Genomic DNA, 15,686 nt, shown 5'->3' with positions numbered 1-15,686 from the left:
CTAGAAAGTTAACAAAGCAGAAACCGGGACAGCCGACACGAAGCCAATGCCAACCACTGGCACTGGTCGACGCTTGGCGCGGCATCACATTAGTACTTGCTGGCGGCAAGAACTTTGAAAGCAAGTGGATGAGCGAACAAGGGTTGATGTCGGAGCTGGAGCGGTTGGTTTCCGAGGATCGGAACCCGAAGACGATGGATATCGACCTGCTGCCGACCATCGATATCCTGCGCAAGATCAATGACGAGGACAGAGGCGTTCCAGCTGCCATCGAGAAGGTCATTCCGGAAATCGCCGCCGCCGTAGACCGGATTGTGGCTGCTTTCCAGAAAGGTGCGCGGCTTGTCTATATGGGTGCCGGCACGAGCGGCCGGCTGGGGGTCCTCGATGCCTCGGAGTGTCCGCCGACCTTCGGCGTGCCCGAGAGCATGGTGGTGGGCCTGATCGCAGGCGGTCCCGATGCGCTGGTGCGGTCCGCCGAGGGCGCGGAGGATGATCCAAAACAGGGCATGAAGGCTCTGCAGGAGATCAATCTCACCGCCGACGATGTGGTGGTCGGCATCGCGGTCAGCGGGCGCACGCCCTATGTCATCGGCGGCTTGACCTATGCACGGCAGGTGGGAGCGACGACCGTGGCGCTCTCCTGCAACGCCAAATCGATCATCGCCGGCCTTGCCGACATCGCCATCTCTCCGCTTGTCGGCCCCGAGGTTCTCACCGGCTCGACCCGGCTGAAGTCGGGAACGGCGCAAAAGCTCGTCCTCAACATGCTGACGACCGCCAGCATGATCCGCATCGGCAAGAGCTATCAGAACCTGATGGTGGACCTTAACCCCAGCAACAAGAAGCTCGTCGCCAGGGCCGTCCGGATCGTCATGCAGACGACCGGTTGCGCGGCGCAACAGGCACGACAAGCACTCGACCAGACCGGCAATGACGTCAAGCTGGCGATACTGGTTAGGATCACCGGCATGGGCGTCGAAGAGGCGCGCGAGGCGCTTGGCAATGCCGGGGGGTTCCTGCGAAAGGCGATAGGCGAAAAGACGGTGTGAAGCCGCATGGATACTGGGCCGACAGACTGGGCCGATAGACTGGGCCGACATTCTGGGGACGCGTGTCCCTTTGAAGCGGTCCGCGGAACTGCAAGGCATCGAGTTCGATCATAATGGGAGACGACGATGGTACAGCACCTTACCAAGAAACTGCTTTCCGGCATGACGCTACCTGGCATTGCCTTGGCGGCGATGCTCGGCATTGCGGCAGTCCCGGCGCAGGCGGATGCGGCGACGTTGCGTATGGCCTGGTCACAGGACGCCACCGGGCTTGATCCGCACAAGCAGACCGCCTTTTCATCACTGCGGCTGCTGGAACTGATCTACGAACCGCTGGTGCGGCTCGACGCCAGCCTGCAAATCACTCCGGCCATCGCCGATTCCTGGCAGTTCTCGGCGGACGGCAAGGAGCTGACCTTCAAGCTCAATCCGAAAGCAAAATTCCAGAACGGCGCGGCGGTGACGTCGGCCGATGTAAAGGCATCGTTCGAGCGGATACTCGACGAGAAGACAAGTGCAGCCGCCCGCGCCAACTTCCTTTCGATCGCCAGCATCGATACGCCAGATCCAACCACCGTCGTGTTTCACCTGTCGCAGCCGGATGTTCCGATCCTGACGGCGATGAGCGACATCAACGCAGCCATTGTCCCTGCCAGCGAAATCGCCGCCGGCTCGATCGGCACGACGACGATCGGCTCGGGTCCGTTCAAGCTCGAGAAATGGGATCCGAATTCCAAGGAAGTTCTTGTCGCCAACAAGGACTGGGCCGGTGGTGCGACCGGCGTCGACGGCATCGACATCTCAGTGCTTCCGGACGAAACGGCGCTCCTAGCGGCGCTGCGCACCAAGCAGATTGATTTCGCGCTGCTCAACGACCCGCTTGTCGCCACGCTGGTTCCAAAGGAAGCTAGCCTGCAATTGAACCGCGTGCCGGTGCTTGCCTATCACGTGCTGCAGCTCAATCCGTCACGCAAGCCGATGACCGAGCTCAAGGTGCGTCAAGCCATCTCTTGCGCCATCGACCGGCAGGAGGTGCTGGACACCGCCTCGCTTGGCGAAGGCAAGATCACCGGTCCGCTGACGATCCCTGCTCTGGCGACCGATCCGAACCAATTGTTCTGCTACACGCGCGACGTCGAGAAGGCCAAGAAGCTGATGGCCGAGGCCGGCTATGCCGACGGCTTTTCGGCGAGCGTGATCGGCGCCACCGGCGAGCCGCCGACGGCGGCAGCCGAAGCCCAGGTCATCCAGTCGCAGCTCGCCGAAATCGGCGTCAAGCTCGACATCAAGATGATGGAGCTCAATGTCTATGTCGATGCCTGGCTGAAGGGCGATTTCGACATGGCCATCGCCTTGAACGGCGGCAGGGCCGATCCCTACACGATGTACAATCGCTACTGGACCAAGGCCGGAAACCTGCAGAAGGTGGCGAACTATATCGACGACACGCTCGACGGACTGATGCAGAAAGGCCGCACCGAGACCGACCCGGCGGCACGCAAGGTGATCTTTGGCGATTTCGAGAAACATATCACCGAGATGTCGCCCTGGATCTGGCTCTACAACTCGTACAGCTATACGGCCCAGCAGAAGAATGTCGGAGGGTTCGTGCCGGTGCCGACCGGATCGCTGTTCAGCCTCGCCAAGGTAACGCTCCAGCAGTAACCAACTCCGGCTTCGGACCTATCGCCCGAGAGGTATTCTTCGCGTGAACTATCTGATGCGACGGCTGGCGACGTTTCCTCTCGTCCTGATTGGCGTGTCCGTTCTCGTTTTCGTGGCGATCCGGATGGTTCCGGGCGACTCGATCACGGCGATGCTGGGGACCGAAGCCGGCCTGCTGACGCCAGCACAGCGTGATGCGCTTGCAGCCTATTTCGGCATCGACCAGCCCTGGTTCATCCAGTACTGGCGCTGGCTGCTCGGTCTCTTGCACGGCAATCTGGGCATCTCGGTCACCTATGGCAAGCCGGTCCTCGACGTTATCCTTGAGCGCTTCCCGCTCACGCTCGAGCTCGCGCTGCTGGCGATGATCATCGCGCTTGCGGTCGGCATGCCGGCGGGGGTTTTCGCCGCCACACACAATGAGAAGCTGTCGGATCTCGGCGTGCGCGTGGTCGCGATGATCGGTCAGTCGACGCCGAATTTCGTTCTTGCCCTGCTGATCATCTACACGCTGTCCGCCGGTTTTGGCGTGCTGCCGACGATGGGCGCGTTTTCGCCACTGTGGCAGGATCCGCTGCGCAATCTGAGCCAGCTGCTGCTGCCCGCGGTCACGCTTGGATTTGCCTTCGCGGCCTCGGTAACCCGTATATCGCGGTCGGCCATGCTCGACGTGCTGAGCGACGACTATGTCAGAACGGCCCGCAGCAAGGGCGCCTCCAACCGCAGCGTCATCTGGCGCCACGCCCTGCCGAATGCGCTGATCCCAGTCGTCACGCTGAGCGGCATCGAGTTCGGCTACCTCCTGGGCGGCGCCGTCATCGTCGAGCAGATCTACGCGCTGCCGGGTCTCGGACGCATGGTCCTGGATGCGATCCTGCAGCGCGACTATGCGCTGGTGCAGGGAAGCGTCCTGTTCATCGCCTTCAACTTCATGATCGTCAACCTCCTGGTCGACCTCGCCTATGTCGCGCTCGATCCGCGCATCCGGCTGGGGGAGCGCTGATGCGTATTCTGCGCGCCATCTTCGCGCATACCAGCGGCCGGATCGGCGGCGCGATCGTCGCGCTCTATCTGCTGCTTGCGATCCTCGGAATGCTGGGACTGACGCCGCACAATCCGCTGATGCAGTATCGCGTCGACCGGCTGCATGCGCCCGACAGCGCCTACTGGATGGGCACGGACCTGTTCGGCCGCGATGTGGCAAGCCGGCTAATGACCGGGATCGGCCAATCCTTCACGGTGGCGTTCTTCTCGGTCGCTTTCGCAACGCTCGCCGGCACCGTTCTCGGGCTCGCGGCAGCGTGGTTCGGACGCCGCTGGGACGGCCTGCTGATGCGCATCATGGACGTGCTGCTGGCGTTCCCGGCGATCCTTCTGGCGCTGCTGATCGTCACGGTTGCAGGGCCGGGAACATGGACCAGCATCGTTGCCATCGCCATCGTCTACACGCCGATTTTCACGCGCGTCGTGCGCGGCCCTGCGCTGTCGCTCAAGGCGCGTGAATTCGTCGACGCCGCGCGCACTTTCGGCTCCAGTTCAAGCTACATCCTGACCCGGCATCTGCTGCTCAACCTGGTGGCGCCGTTGACCGTCCAGGTTACTCTGGCGCTGGCCTGGGCATTGTTGACGGAGGCCGGCTTGAGCTTCCTCGGCCTTGGCACACAGCCGCCCGCCGCGTCGCTCGGACTGATGCTGAGCGACAGCCGCAACCTCATGGAAACAGCCCCCTGGCTGATGATCTTCCCGGGGCTCGCCATCATGGTCAGCATCCTGGGCTTCAACCTGCTTGGCGATGCCTTGCGCGATATCCTCGATCCGAAGATGCGGAGGTCGATCGCGTGATCCCGCTTCTGTCCGTCACCGACCTGCGCGTCGGCTTCGGCCGCAAGCCGCAAGCCAATGAGGTCGTTCGCGGCGTCAGTTTCGACCTCGCCGACGGCGAGACACTGGCAATTGTCGGCGAAAGCGGCTCGGGCAAGTCGGTCACCGCTCTGTCGATCAACCGTCTCGTCGACTATGGCGGCGGCCGCATCACCGGCGGCTCGATCAAGCTGAGACGGGCCGACAACAGCGTCTTCGACCTGTTGACGGCGACCGAGCCGCAACTGACAAAGATCCGCGGCGCCGAGATCGGCATGATTTTCCAGGAGCCGATGACCTCGCTCAATCCGGTGCTGACCATCGGCAGGCAGATCGAGGAATCGTTTCGCCTGCATCGCGGCCTGACCGGCCGGCAGGCTACGGCTGCAGCGAAGGATGCGCTCGATCGCGTGCGCATTCCGGATGCGGCGCGGCGGCTGGAATACACGCCGAACCAGCTGTCGGGCGGGATGCTGCAGCGCGTGATGATCGCCATGGCGCTCGCCTGCAATCCGCGCCTGCTCATCGCCGACGAGCCGACGACGGCGCTTGACGTGACGGTGCAGGCGCAGATCATGGCGCTGCTCGCCGAGCTCAAGCGGGAAACCGGCATGTCGATGATCTTCATCACGCACGACATCGGCCTGGTCGCCGGCATCGCCGATAAGATCATGGTGATGCAGGGCGGCGAGGCCGTCGAGCAGGGCGAGTTGAACCAGATACTCGACCATCCGCAGCACCCCTACACGCAGCATCTGCTGCACGCCGTGCCGCATTTCGCCAGCGGTCGCGTGACGCGCTCGGACGGGCGACGCAAACAGGACAAAGGCACCGAACCCGCGCTGAAGGTCGACGGCCTGGTGGTGCGGTTTCCGGTCAAATCAGGTTTCTTCGGCCGCGCCAGCGGCGCCGTGCATGCGGTCGACGGCGTCGATTTCGACCTGATGCCCGGCGAGACACTGGCCATCGTCGGCGAGAGCGGCTCCGGCAAATCCACCACCGCGCGCGCGATCCTGGGGCTTGTGCGGTCGACGCGCGGCACATTCTCGGCCGGCGCGCGGAAGGCTGCCGCCGAGCAGAGCGCCCTGCCAGTGCAGATGGTGTTCCAGAACCCCTACGCTTCGCTCAATCCCAGGCTCAGCATCGCCAGCATTCTGGCGGAACCGGTGATCGCCACCGGCGGCCGTGTGAACGCGCAGACGCGGACGAAAATGGCCGCGCTGCTGAAACGCGTCGGCCTGCCGGAAAGTAGTCTTGAACGATACCCGCACGAATTCTCGGGCGGCCAGCGGCAAAGACTGTGCATCGCCCGCGCGCTGATGCTCAACCCTTCCGTCGTCGTCCTGGACGAAGCGGTCTCCGCGCTCGATGTCTCGGTGCAGGCCAGGGTTCTGGAGCTGTTGGTCGACCTGCAGCGCGAGTTCGGGCTGGCCTATCTGTTCATTTCGCATGACATGGCTGTCGTCGAGCGGATCGCCCACCGCATCGCGGTCATCTATGCCGGCCAGATCGTCGAGATCGGCGACGCCACATCGGTGTTGTCGGAGCCGAAGCATTCCTACACGAAGAAGCTCATTGCGGCGGTTCCCACCATCGACCGGCGGCGCGAGCATTTCGAACTGGACACGCGCCAGGTCCCCTCGCTTGTGCGGCCGCTGGGATTTGAACCGGAGCCGGCGAGGTGGGATGAGTTCGGGCCGGATCACAGAGCGAGGGTGGAAGCGTGATGCATGTCGCCCAAAATTATCCAGACGCAGCGGGACAGCACCCCCCTCTGTCCTGCCGGACATCTCCCCCTCAAGGGGGGAGATTGGATATCGCCTTAGGTTTCGCCAATTTTCAACGCGGAAAGAAATGGACGGCGGCGCCAAAACTGCCAATCTCCCCCCTTGAGGGGGAGGTGTCCGGCAGGACGGAGGGGGGTGTCGTAAAGCGCCAAGTTTCGAGCGGAGGCTGGCATTGACCGACCTCGCCCACTTCTTCGACCGCGCCTTCGCCCCTCTCGAAGCGGCGGTGGGTGCCTCACGCATTCCCGGCGGCGTGCTCGGCATGGTCGATCGGCATGGCGACCGCTTCGTCCGGGCAATCGGCTCGGCTCAAATCGTGCCGAAGGTGCGGCCGATGCATGTCGAAACCTGGTTCGATCTCGCCTCGCTGACCAAAGTCATCTTCACGACGCCGCGCATCCTGGCGCTGGCGGAAGAAGGCGTCATCGATCTCGACGCACCGCTGATCTCGGTCCTATCAGATCTTCGCCAGTATGATGAAAAGGCCTGGGAGCGGAAGGTGACGTTTCGCCAGTGCCTCGGCCATCAGACGCCGTTTCCCGCCGTTGCGCCAATCTACACCTACGGGCGCGACCCCGAGCTGTTGCGCGCCTTCGTCCTGCAGCGCGAATGGCAGGCCGGGGAACCGGTCTATTCCGACATCAATTTTATCCTGCTCGGCTTTGCCCTGGAGCGCGTGTCGGGAAAGGCCATCCGCGAGATGGACCCCGGCCCGGGCTTTGCGTTCTCCGCTGAGCCGGATCAAACGGCGGCGACGGAAGACTGCACCTGGCGTCATCGTGTGCTCTGCGGCGAGGTCCACGACGACAATTGCTCGGCGCTGCAAGGTGCGGGTCACGCCGGGCTGTTCGGAACGGCGGCGTCTATCCTCGACTTTGCACAAGGGTTGCTGGACGGGACCGGCGCATCCGCGCGTACGATCACGCTGATGCGCGCGCCCTTATCCGCGACCCGCACCCATGGCTGGGAGCAGCCCTATGAAGGCTGGTCCGGCGGCCGGCTGTGCAGCCCCGGGACGATCGGGCATACCGGCTTTACCGGTACCGGCCTGTGGATCGACTTCGACAAAGGCAAGGCATGGACCTTGCTCACCAACCGGATCCATCCGACACGTCATTTCAACAGCGGGATCGCAGCGCTTCGCCAATCGGTCGGCGATCTCGTCAACGGAGCCTAGGATAGTTATGGAACCAATCTGGGCCGTCGGCCTGATGACCGGCACCGTGCTGGACGGTAATATCGATGTTGCGCTGATCAAGACCGACGGCGAGCGGATCGCGGATTTCGGCACCTACACGCTGGCACCCTACCCCAGATCGATCCGGACCCTGCTGGAGGAGACGCTGGATCAAGCCAGGGCGTGGAATTTCACCGGACCAGAGCCGGCGATCTTTCGCGAGGCCGAAGAGGCGCTGACGCGCGCCCAGTCCGCGGCGGTCAAGGACCTGGTCGAAAGCTACGGTCTGACGATAGCCGATATTGGGGTCGTCGGCTTCCATGGCCAGACGGTGCTGCATCGCGCGCCGCAAGTCGGCCGGCTCGGCCAGACCCGCCAGCTCGGCAATGGCGCGTTGATGCATGCCATTCTGGGTACCAAGGTGGCCTATGATTTCCGCTCGGCCGACATGCGCGCCGGCGGGCAAGGCGCGCCGCTGTCGGCCGCCTATCATGCCGCGCTGCTGCGCGATGCCGACGCCAGCGGCGACACGGCTGTGCTCAATCTCGGCGGCGTCGCCAACATCACCTGGTGGGACGGCAAGGACAATGTCGTTGCCTTCGACACCGGGCCGGCAAACGCGCCGCTGAACGATTTCATCAAGGCGAAAGGGCTTGGCGAAATGGATCGCGATGGCGCATTGGCCCGCGCCGGCACGGTCGACGAAGTCCGGCTGGCCAAGCTCTTGCAGCATCCCTATCTGGCCAAGCCCTATCCAAAATCGCTGGACCGGTTCGATTTCGGCGCGGCCATGGCGGATGGAATGAACGCTGAGGATGGCGCAGCACTGCTGACGGCCTTCACGGTCGCCGCCGTCGGCAAAGCGCTCGACCTTCTGCCGCATCGGCCGAAGCGGCTGGTGGTCAGCGGCGGCGGCCGCCACAATCCGACGATCATGGCCATGCTTGCCAGCCGCGCCGGCGTCGAAGCGGTGCCAGCGGAGGCGCTCGGCTGGAAGGGTGACGCGGTCGAGGCGGAGTGCTTTGCCTTCCTTGCAGTTCGCGTGCTCAGGGGCCTGCCGATCAGCTTCCCGACCACCACTGGTGTGCCACAGCCGATGCGCGGCGGACGCCTTGCCGGCTAACTAGAGTAAGATGAGATCAGGTTGGTCGTTTTGCCGGGCTGGTTTGGGCCAAATCCTTCGGGCTTCGGCTCGACCGTACTCCCGGTACGGCCTTCGCCAAAACCCTCGACCTTGTCCCAAGCCATCACCGGCAAAACGACCAACCTGATCTCATCTTTGCTCTAAGCCAACAATTTCTTCTGCAGGAAGACGCGGCTGCGGCCGACGGGAAAATCGGGAAGCACGCCGAAAGGCCGGTATCCCTGACGCTCATAGGCCTTGGCCGCTTTCGGATTGAACGTGTCGATCAAGGCGCCGTGACAGCCACGCGCGACGGCTTCCTGTTCGGCTGCGTCCAGCATCCTGCCGGCCATGTGCTGGCCGCGCAGTCGCTCATCGACCCAGAGCCATTGCACATAGAGCCAGCCCCAGGCCGTATATCCCGAAATGCCGGCGACAACCGCACCGTGCTCGTCGCGCACGAACACGGCGAGCGCCTTCCTGTTGGCCGGACCGACATCGCTGTCGTTGAACGCGCTGAGCCGCTCCCCGAGAAAAGCGAGCTCTTTCGGCGAAGGGTCTGCGGTGGTTTCAAGCGTCGTGTTCATCCCATGTCCAGACGGGCTCGCAGCCGGATATCCGTATACAGCGCCGCGCGTCCTTCCGGACTGTGGCACTTTCATTTGCATTTATCGAAGGACAGGAGGGAGGCGCAAGCTCTGCCGCTTGCCGCCGCGTGGCTCAAACCGGCGACTTGCGATGGTCCGCGACTACCGCGGCGAATGCCACGCGGCCGCCGAAGCGGCAACCAGCATGAGCAACGCTGCGACCACGGCCGATGCCGCAAAGCCAAAGCTGGAATAAAGCGGTCCGAAGGCCGTGGTGCCGACAAACACCGCGAGATAGGTCACTGCGCTGTTCAAACCCATGATGGTGCCGCGCCGCGCCGGGTCGAGCGCCGAAAGGCGCATCACCAGGACGTTCAGCCCGAAATGATTGGCAAGGCCCCAGACCGCCACCATCGCGATGGTCAGATGAAAACTACTGCTTGACGCGGCAAGCGCGACATAGACGATCGCGACCAGAAGATAGGCGAACGGCATGACGCGTCGCGCGCCAAGGCGATCGATCACGCCGTCAAGAAGTGCTGCCATGCCGAAGCCCACGCCATAGGCAAGCGCAGCAAAACCGTTAGCGCTGACCGGCTGTCCCAAGCCGTTGTGAAGGTGATCGCCGAGATAGCCATAGACACCGTAGAAGGCGGTCATGAAGGCGCCGCAGGCGACCAGAAGCGGCACTATGCCGGGAACGGCCAAAGCGCCGAGCGGTGTCGGCGCCGGACCGCTTTTCCTGACATCGCTCAGCGACGTCAGCGTAAGACTAATCAACGCGAGCGCCGCAAGGACTGCGACCGCCGCGAAGACGGCGCGCCAATGCACCAGGTCGGCGAGCACCGCCGATAGCGAAACGCCGGCCACCATGCTCAGCGTCCATCCGGTCAACACGACGCCGATCGTCCCGCTTTCGCGGCCAAGTGGCGCGATCGCTGCGGCGCTGGCATAGATTGCCGGCATGGCGATACCGGCGGCGATGCCGGCGAGAAGCTGGGCCGCAACCAGCGCCGTCACCGTCGGCGCGGCGGCGCTGGCGAGAAGCGCTATCGCCAGCAGCAGCAAGGCCCCTTGCAGCATGCGGCGAGCGCCAAGCCGATCGATATAGCGCGCCAGGAACAAGGCGCTTGCGGATGTTCCGAGGCCGAACGCAGCGGACGCGATCATGACGGCCGGCACGCTTGTCGCAAACGACGCGGCCACCGCCGGTGCTATCGGACCGAGAACCAGCGAGTTGGAGCCGATCACGGCGATGCATCCAGTGAGCAGATAGGCGAGCGCCGGGATAGGCGGCCTAGCCGTCAATGTTGCGACTTGATCACTGTTCGACATATGGCAATAATGGCCGTATTAAATTCTGTATCAATAAGGAATTTCATTATGGACGAAGAAACAGATGGCATTCCGCAGAACAGGCCTGCCGCCCGCGACATCGACGCCACCGACCGAAAAATATTAGGCGTTCTGGTCGATGACGCCACGATCAGCTATGCCGAGCTCGGCGAACGCGTCGGCCTGTCGCCGCCGGCAGCCCATGAACGGGTGAAGCGGCTTCGGCGCAGCGGCGCCATCCGCAACACCGCGGCGATCATCGATCCCAAGGCGGTGCGCAAGCCGCTACTCGCTTTCGTGCACATCGACACTAAGGGCTGGGGAAAGACCCCCGAACTGATGGCGATTTCCGAGCATCCCGAAGTCGAGGAGATTCACTCGGTGGCCGGAGACACCTGCATGCTGATCAAGGTCCGCACCGAGGACACGCGGGCGCTCGAAGGCCTGCTGTCGCGTCTTTACGAAACGCCCGGCGTCACCTCGACGCGAAGCTACGTGGTTCTATCGACCTATCTGGAGCGGCCGGTGCAGCCCGGGATCACGACCGAATGGCCGACGCCCCGGCATATGGCCAAGCCGCTCTACTAGCCGAAGCGCGCAAATACGATGTCCGGCATCAACATCGATGAAATGATGCCGGACAAGAGGTGCCTTACTGAAGCTTCGCCTGCAGGGCGTTGACGTCATCCGTCGTCATTTCGCCATCGGTCGTCACCTTGCCGTCGACGATCTTCCAGAGGCGGAACGGGCCGGTGATGTCGCCGTATTTGTCGAAGGCGACCGGGCCGATGACGCCTTCGTAGCGGATCGGCTTGCCATCCTTTATCAGGCCGAGCGCCTTGGCGAACTCGTCCTTGCCGGCATAGATCGGCGTGCCGGCCGGATCGACCGCCTTGTATATCGCGTCCTTGATCTTGGCCGGATCCTCGGACCCGGCAATGGCGATTGCCAATCCGACGATGGCGCCGGCATCATAGGACCGGTCGGCCGCCGGGTTCGACGGTTCGATGCCCGAAAATTCCTTGTAGTTCTTGGTGAAATACTCGGTCGATGCGGTCGGGCTGGTGCCCGAGGAAGTGCCATAAGCGTCCTTCAAATAATCGGCGCCGACGGATTCGATGAAGTCCGGGCTGTTCATGCCGTCATTGAGCAGGAATTTCTGGACACCGCCCTGCGAGATCCAGGTACGGGCGATGGTCGCGCCATCGACAGGCGTGCTGACGAGATAAAGCCCGTCGGGCTCGCCGGCCATTGCCGCCGTGACTTCGGACGCATAGCTCGACTGCTTTTCATTGTAAGGCGTGTCGGAGACGATGGTGCCGCCGAGCGCCTTATAGGCGCGCGAGAACTCCGCCACCATGTTGACGCCGAAGTCGTTGTTGACGTGGATGACCGACAGCTTCTTGAAGCCCTTGTCGATGGCATATTTGGCCGCGGCGACGCCCTGCAGCGCATCCGAGGTGATGGTGCGGAAGAAGATGCCGTTGGTCTTGCCGTCGCGCCCGAGCGCCGTCAGCGTCGGTGACGAGGAAGCCGGCGAGACCTGGACGATCTTGGCCGGAGCGGTGACAGAGGTCAGGATCGGAATCGACACCGAGGAGATGATGCCGCCGATGATCACCGGCACCTTCTTGACCTGCACGAGCTGGGTCGCGGCGTCGACCGCGATGTTGCCCTGGCTCTGGCTGTCGCGCGTGTCGGTGGCGAGGTCGCAACCGCGCACGCCGCCGGCGTCATTGATATCGCGGAAGGCCATTTCGACCGACTTGGCGCCGGCCTGGCCGTATTCGCCGGCCGGGCCGGTCAGTTCCATGACGAGGCCGACCGTGATCTTGCAATCGGCGGCTTGCGCTGCTCCGGCGGCTGTCAGCAGAGCCAGCGCGGTGGTGATCTGAAGTAGCGTCTTTGTCATTGTTGTTCCCCTTTCGTTACACGACACTGATTCAATTCATGTCTTGAGCCTGTTCAGTCTTCCGGAATCTGCATCCAGGTTTCATGCAGATGTCGCCATTCAACGCCATTGGGCGCCGATGAACTGGTGGTGAAAACGGCACTCGAGCGACGGCGGCTGTGCTTGCCGGCGCGCTGCTGCGTTTCGACGTAGCAGAGGACGATCGCGTCGTCGGCCTGCCAGCTGGCCCTGATGTCTTCGATCGAAATGGTGAAGTCGCCATCACAGGTAGCGCGGCTTACCCTGACGTGGTCGACCACTGCGTCACGATCGAGGATCTGGCCGTCCGGCGCAACCATGCAGAAACTTTCGTTCATGACGCGTTCGAAGCGGCTGAAATCCGCCCTGTCCGCGCTTCCTGCAACGAACCAGTCGACGAAAAAGCGGTGAAGATCGACGACCTCGGCGCTCGCGCGGGAAAGCAGAGAGGACTTCTCGTCCATGGCGGCGCTCATATCCGGCCTGCGTTCAAATTGTAGTGCATGATCGAGCCGTGGCGGCCGTGGCGGTCCCGTTCCAGCGTGTAGACGTCACCTAATGGCCCACGGCTTTGCGCGATCACGGCGGCGATCCGCGCCCGGTCGTCGGCGTCGAGCACCACGTCCATAATCCTAGCATTGGCAAGGGCGTGCGCCTGGTTGCGGGCGCCGACGATGACGGCCGCCACTTGCGGCTGCTCCAGCACCCAGGCACTGGCGATGGTGGCGATGTCGACGCCATGGCGGTCGGCGACGGCCTTCAATGTGCGAAGCAACTCCTGGAAAAGCTCCCAGCCACCGAAGTCGTCGATGATCAGCTTGTATTTGACCAGCGACCGGTTTTCGAGGGGCGTCTGCGGCTCGGCAGCATCAAGCCATTTTTCGCTCAGGAAGCCGCCTGCCACCGAACCATAGCAGAGGAAACTGACGCCGTTTTGCTTGGCGAGTGCCGCGAGGCTGTTGGCCGGCCGCTGGTCGAGCACGGAGTATTGCAGTTGCTGACTGACCAGCGGCACCCCGGCGGCCAGGATCTCGGCCAAATGCGGCGTATCGAAATTGGTGGTGCCGACATTGCGCACCTTGCCTTCCAGGCGAAGGTCATTGAGCCAGCCCATCGCGTCGACATAGCCGGGCAGCGCATAATCCCACCAGTGGAACTGCACGAGATCGAGCCGCTCCGTCTTCAGCCGCCGCAGCGACTGGTCGACGATGCCCCTGATATAGTCGCGGCTGATGTTTGCAAGCCTTTCCAGGTCAGGCACCAGCTTGGTGTGAACCTTCATTTTGGCGGCGGCGTCGAGGCCGCGCTCATTGGCAAGCCGCAGCCGCGCCGCGCCGATCAGCTCCTCGACGCCGGTATAGATATCGGCGCAATCATAGGTCCTGATGCCGGCGTCGAAAGTGGCGATCAGGTCGGTCACCGCCTGTTGGCGATCGATCGCGCCATGCCCGCCGGCAAGCTGCCAGCCGCCGCGGATGACGCGTGAGATCGTATAGCCGGGGCTGAGCTCGAAGGACTTTTCGGTCATCTCTGGTCATTCTCCTTCGGCAGCGGCACCGCCGTGGTTTCGGCGTGGCTGAACCGCCGCTTGCCCGTCCTGACGATCCTCAGCCGGCTGGCGCAATTGGGATCGGGGCAGGCGATCTCGGCGTCTGATGTCATCCAGTCGTTCTTGTGGGTCGGGCGCTGTTTTGCCGCGAGCAGCGGCAGCACGGCTGATATGGAATAGATCGAAAAACCCTGCCCCGCCGGCATCGACAGCATCTCACCCTTGAGCTCGAAATAGTCACCCGCCTTGGCGCCGCAATAGATCGGCTTGCCCTCGGGGATAACCGCCTCGACACGAAGATCGAAGAGTTCGAAACTGTCGTCGTCCTCAGCCATTCATATCTCCACACGAGTGAAGGTGATGTCGCAAGCGCCGTTGCGGCGGATCACGCCGCAGGCGGCGGCGAACCGGTCGCGCTCCTCGGGACGCACCTGCGCGACCACGCTTCCGGCAAGCCAGCCGATCGGGAACAGCAGGCGCGCGCCCTGTCCGTAAAACAACCCGATGTCGAAAATCGCATTCGGACTGCCGCCCCACATGCGGGGCGGCACGTAGGATAGCACGATGTCGCCCGGCTGCGGCGTCAGCGTTGCATTCTCCGCCGGCAGGGGCCTGGCATAGGTTTGGCCCTCAATATCCGCTGACGGAACCGGGCAGGAGATCTCCGGCCCCGTCCACATCGCATGGATGCCGGCAACGACGCGCGGCTGCTCGAGATAGGCCAGCAGGAAGGCAGCGTTGTCAGGCGCCTTTTCAGGCAACAGCAACGCCGTCACGGAAAGCTTTGAACGTTCCTCAGTGATCCTGATGGCAGGCGTCATGCCCTCAATCCTTCTTTGCTTGCGGATTGGAGCTTGTCGCGCAGGAAGGCGAAAGGTCGGCTGATGTCGGCCACCAGCGCCTCGCGCGCCGCTTGCGCATCCTGCCTCGCAAGCGCTGCGACGATGCTGCGATGGTAGTGGGCGGTGTCGACCTCGCCGGCGTCGGAAAAGGCATAGATAGCAACGCGGATGCAGGGTCCTGATTGCAGCCAAAGGCTCTCGATCATCGGGATCAGCACGGCGGAACCGCAGCAGCGGTAGATCTCGAAATGGAAGCTCTGGTTGAGCGTCGCCTCGCGGTCGATATCCTTCTTGTGTTTCAGCGCCCGCATCTCGTCCCACTCGCCGAGCATGGCCTCGACCGAAGCAATCTGGCGCGGGTTCATGCGCGTGGCGGCCAGCGCGATGGCTTCGCCCTCGATCAGGGAACGGGCGCGCAAGAGATCGTCGATCCGCTCCAGCGTGATCGGCGGCACGCGCACGGAGCGGTTGGGAAGCGCTTCCAGCGCCTTCTCCGTGATCAGTCGTCCGAGCGCCTCGCGCACCGGCATGGTGCTGGTGACCAGCGCGTCGGCGAGGCCGCGGATGGTCAGCACCTGGCTCGGCTCGAAGAGGCCGCCGATCAAGGCGCGACGCAGCTCCGAATAGACGCGATCCTGCACCGTCTCGCGGCCGACCGGCGTAAGCTGGGCTGCGATCGTTTCATTGTTCCGTTCGATGGCGGCCTTCTGCATGGGAAGTCCCGGTCTTGGCCCGTTTTCGGCTTGCGGAAGAAATTAAAGCCGAATAGCGTGATCAAA

Annotated in this window: 16 protein-coding genes; 8 read left to right on the top strand and 8 right to left on the bottom strand. The window is 63.3% G+C overall.

Annotated elements, in window-relative coordinates; all coding sequences use genetic code 11:
- The first annotated feature begins 128 nt into the window (after window positions 1–128).
- The 7 genes from murQ to EOB36_RS02150 all read left to right on the top strand — a co-directional run bounded on the left by murQ (window position 129) and on the right by EOB36_RS02150 (window position 8,664).
- Window positions 129–1,052 (top strand): N-acetylmuramic acid 6-phosphate etherase, encoded by a 924-nt coding sequence (gene murQ, locus EOB36_RS02185; protein ID WP_128284184.1) that lies wholly within the window; start codon window positions 129–131, stop codon window positions 1,050–1,052.
- Window positions 1,053–1,178: 126 nt separating this feature from the next.
- On the top strand, window positions 1,179–2,717 hold the full coding sequence (locus EOB36_RS02180) for an ABC transporter substrate-binding protein (protein ID WP_128284183.1): 1,539 nt from the start codon (window positions 1,179–1,181) through the stop codon (window positions 2,715–2,717).
- Between the two features lie 43 nt (window positions 2,718–2,760).
- Window positions 2,761–3,720 carry an ABC transporter permease gene (locus EOB36_RS02175; RefSeq protein WP_128284182.1) on the top strand — a complete coding sequence of 320 codons (960 nt, stop codon included), beginning with the start codon at window positions 2,761–2,763 and terminating at the stop codon, window positions 3,718–3,720.
- Window positions 3,720–4,559 carry an ABC transporter permease gene (locus EOB36_RS02170; protein ID WP_127203650.1) on the top strand — a complete coding sequence of 280 codons (840 nt, stop codon included), beginning with the start codon at window positions 3,720–3,722 and terminating at the stop codon, window positions 4,557–4,559. Before EOB36_RS02175 ends, EOB36_RS02170 begins: the two co-directional genes overlap by 1 nt.
- Window positions 4,556–6,304 (top strand): ABC transporter ATP-binding protein, encoded by a 1,749-nt coding sequence (locus tag EOB36_RS02165; protein WP_128284181.1) that lies wholly within the window; start codon window positions 4,556–4,558, stop codon window positions 6,302–6,304. Before EOB36_RS02170 ends, EOB36_RS02165 begins: the two co-directional genes overlap by 4 nt.
- A gap of 232 nt (window positions 6,305–6,536) precedes the next feature.
- Window positions 6,537–7,541, top strand: a complete 1,005-nt coding sequence (locus EOB36_RS02155; protein WP_128284180.1) for a serine hydrolase — start codon at window positions 6,537–6,539, stop codon at window positions 7,539–7,541.
- A gap of 7 nt (window positions 7,542–7,548) precedes the next feature.
- Window positions 7,549–8,664 carry an anhydro-N-acetylmuramic acid kinase gene (locus tag EOB36_RS02150; RefSeq protein WP_128284179.1) on the top strand — a complete coding sequence of 372 codons (1,116 nt, stop codon included), beginning with the start codon at window positions 7,549–7,551 and terminating at the stop codon, window positions 8,662–8,664.
- Between the two features lie 161 nt (window positions 8,665–8,825).
- On the opposite strand, the gene EOB36_RS02145 is transcribed toward EOB36_RS02150, so the two are convergent.
- Both EOB36_RS02145 and EOB36_RS02140 read right to left on the bottom strand, forming a co-directional pair.
- Window positions 8,826–9,251 (bottom strand): GNAT family N-acetyltransferase, encoded by a 426-nt coding sequence (locus EOB36_RS02145; RefSeq protein ID WP_128284178.1) that lies wholly within the window; start codon window positions 9,249–9,251, stop codon window positions 8,826–8,828.
- Window positions 9,252–9,413: 162 nt separating this feature from the next.
- The gene (locus EOB36_RS02140) at window positions 9,414–10,586 is read right to left on the bottom strand and encodes an MFS transporter (protein ID WP_128284177.1); all 1,173 of its coding nucleotides are present in this window, start codon (window positions 10,584–10,586) and stop codon (window positions 9,414–9,416) included.
- Window positions 10,587–10,634: 48 nt separating this feature from the next.
- Here EOB36_RS02140 and EOB36_RS02135 point away from each other — a divergent pair, with 48 nt between their 5' ends.
- Entirely contained in the window at window positions 10,635–11,174 is a 540-nt protein-coding gene (locus EOB36_RS02135; protein ID WP_095483808.1) for an Lrp/AsnC family transcriptional regulator, read from the top strand.
- Window positions 11,175–11,238: 64 nt separating this feature from the next.
- Here EOB36_RS02135 and EOB36_RS02130 read toward each other — a convergent pair whose 3' ends face one another.
- Genes EOB36_RS02130 through EOB36_RS02105 form a run of 6 tightly spaced genes read right to left on the bottom strand, consistent with a single transcriptional unit; the run spans window position 11,239 to window position 15,620 of the window.
- Entirely contained in the window at window positions 11,239–12,498 is a 1,260-nt protein-coding gene (locus EOB36_RS02130) for an ABC transporter substrate-binding protein (RefSeq protein WP_128284176.1), read from the bottom strand.
- 53 nt (window positions 12,499–12,551) lie between these two features.
- Window positions 12,552–12,980 (bottom strand): DUF4440 domain-containing protein, encoded by a 429-nt coding sequence (locus tag EOB36_RS02125; protein ID WP_128284175.1) that lies wholly within the window; start codon window positions 12,978–12,980, stop codon window positions 12,552–12,554.
- A gap of 8 nt (window positions 12,981–12,988) precedes the next feature.
- Window positions 12,989–14,044, bottom strand: coding sequence for an aldo/keto reductase (locus tag EOB36_RS02120; RefSeq protein WP_095483806.1), 1,056 nt, complete (start codon window positions 14,042–14,044; stop codon window positions 12,989–12,991).
- Window positions 14,041–14,400: a TIGR04076 family protein gene (locus EOB36_RS02115; RefSeq protein ID WP_095483805.1), complete on the bottom strand. Its 360-nt coding sequence runs from the start codon at window positions 14,398–14,400 to the stop codon at window positions 14,041–14,043. The genes EOB36_RS02120 and EOB36_RS02115 overlap by 4 nt, the downstream gene beginning before the upstream one ends.
- On the bottom strand, window positions 14,401–14,886 hold the full coding sequence (locus EOB36_RS02110; RefSeq protein ID WP_095483804.1) for a DUF3830 family protein: 486 nt from the start codon (window positions 14,884–14,886) through the stop codon (window positions 14,401–14,403).
- The gene (locus EOB36_RS02105; protein WP_095483803.1) at window positions 14,883–15,620 is read right to left on the bottom strand and encodes a GntR family transcriptional regulator; all 738 of its coding nucleotides are present in this window, start codon (window positions 15,618–15,620) and stop codon (window positions 14,883–14,885) included. The genes EOB36_RS02110 and EOB36_RS02105 overlap by 4 nt, the downstream gene beginning before the upstream one ends.
- Window positions 15,621–15,686 lie beyond the last annotated feature (66 nt).

This window comes from Mesorhizobium sp. M6A.T.Cr.TU.017.01.1.1 (assembly GCF_004023115.1).
Lineage (GTDB): Bacteria > Pseudomonadota > Alphaproteobacteria > Rhizobiales > Rhizobiaceae > Mesorhizobium > Mesorhizobium mediterraneum.
The sequence above is the reverse complement of the archived record's forward strand: the minus strand, read 5'-3'. Positions and strand labels throughout refer to the sequence as shown.